We start from the raw sequence: 2,060 nt of genomic DNA on the forward strand, positions 1-2,060 counted from the left end.
AGTTGGGCGGCGTCCAGTTCGCCGGTCATGCCGGTCTCCGCCGCCCACAAGCCCCACGCCAGCGAGACCGCCGGACGCCCGGAGGAGCGTCGACGCGCTGCTAGAGCGTCCAACCCCGCATTCGCCGCAGCGTAGTTACCCTGACCCGCACTTCCGATCAGCGCCGCGACCGAGGAGAACAGCACGAACGACCGCACGTCCATGTCCGCCGTCAACTCGTCCAGCAACAGCGCCGCGTCCAGCTTCGGCCGCAGCACCCGACTCAGTTGCTCCGGGGTCATCGACGCCACGAGACCGTCGTCCAGCACACCGGCCGCGTGCACGACACCGGACAGCGGGACGTCCAACGAGCCGAGGAGTTCGGTGAGTTGAGCACGGTCGGCCACATCACAGGCCGCGACCCGGACCCGGCCGCCTGCGGCTTCCAGGTCCGCAACCAGCTCGCCCGCACCCGGCGCCTCCAAACCGCGCCGCGACACCAACACCAGATGACGGACACCACCCGACATGACCAAATGCCGCGCCACCAACGCACCCAAGCCACCGGTCCCACCGGTCACCAGCACCGCGCCATCCGTGCCGACACCCGCCAACGGCGCCGCCGACACGACAGCCCGCGCCAACCTCGGCACCAACACCCGCCCGCCACGCACCGCCACCTGCGACTCGCCAAGACCGACAAGCGCGGCCCAGTCCGGCGCTGCTGCGTCAGCCGGGTCCAGGTCCAACAGCACGAAACGGCCCGGGTGCTCAGACTGCGCGCTACGCACCAGACCCCACGCCGCCGCAGTCGCCACATCCGGCGACTCCTCACCCACCGAGATCGCGCCCCGAGTCACCAACACAAGCCGGGACTCCGACAACGCGTCGGCGGCCAGCCACTCCTGCACCAGGCCCAACGTCCGTGCCACCACGGCACGTACCGCATCGGTCTCCTCGCCAGGAGCTTCTTCCGCCGCTACGCCGGCGACCACCACGTCCGGCACCGACGCACCCGCCGCCACCGCACCGACCAGCGCGCCAAGATCCGCGAACTGCTCACCCGCACCGGCACCTGCGGCCTCGCCGAGCACCGCGACGCTCGCCGGGGCCGCGCCGTTCGACCCCGCGATCTCGGTCCACTCCACCGTGAACAGCGACCCGTCGGCCGCCCGCCCGGCACCGGCCAACTGCGCCTGATCCACCGGCCGTAGGACCAGTGACGTGACCGACACGACCGGGACACCGGCTTCGTCGACTGCGTCGAACCGCACCGTCGAGTCGCCGAGGGCCGCGGCACGGACCCGTACCCGCGAGGCGCCGCGACGGCCGAGCCGTACGCCGGTCCAGCTGAACGGCATCTTGTGCTGGCTGCCGCCGGCGAAGAGGGGCACGCCCCCCTGTACCACCGCGTCGAACAGCGCCGGGTGGACGCCGAACTCCTCGGCGGGACCGGTGTATTCGTCCGCCAGCGCGACCTCTACGTAGATGTCGTCGCCGTCGCGCCAGGCCGCCCGCATCCCCTGGAACACGGGCCCGTAGTCGTAGCCGAGCTCGGTCAACTGGTCGTACAGCCGCTCGACCGCCACCGGCTCGGCGTCCTGCGGCGGCCACTGTGCCGCCCAGTCCGCAGCCTGCTCGGTCTCTGTCTCGGTTTCCGTCTCGGCGGCGAGTACGCCTCGCGCGTGGCAGATCGACTCGCCGCGCTCGTCGCCCTCGGGGACGGTGTAGATCGCGATGTCACGGTGGCCGTTCTCGTCGGCTTCCGCGACGGTGACCTGCAACTGCACGGCGGTACCGGCGGGCAGTAGGAAAGGCGCCCCGAGGACCAGTTCCTCCACCACCGGGCAGCCCACCTGGGCACCCGCCGTCAACGCGAGTTCCACCAGCGTGACGCCCGGTACGACGACCGTGCCGAACAGCATGTGCTCGGTGATCCAGGCGTCGGTGTCGGTGCTCACCCGACCGGTGAACAGCCATTGGTCCTGGTCGCCGATCCGTGTTCCCGCGGTCAGCAAGGGATGGTCGACGCGTTCGGCCCCGGCCGCGAGGGCCCCAGGGACCGAGGAGCCCGGCGCCAG

General features: G+C 71.5%; 1 protein-coding gene. It reads right to left on the minus strand.

The features are described 5' to 3' along the window. Positions 1–2,060 (minus strand): type I polyketide synthase (locus SPR02S_RS54670; RefSeq protein ID WP_043259186.1); only part of this gene is annotated, 2,060 nt, incomplete at both ends.

Origin of the sequence: Streptomyces prunicolor NBRC 13075 (genome assembly GCF_000367365.1) — a bacterium.
In the GTDB taxonomy this organism is placed as follows: Bacteria; Actinomycetota; Actinomycetes; order Streptomycetales; family Streptomycetaceae; genus Streptomyces; species Streptomyces prunicolor.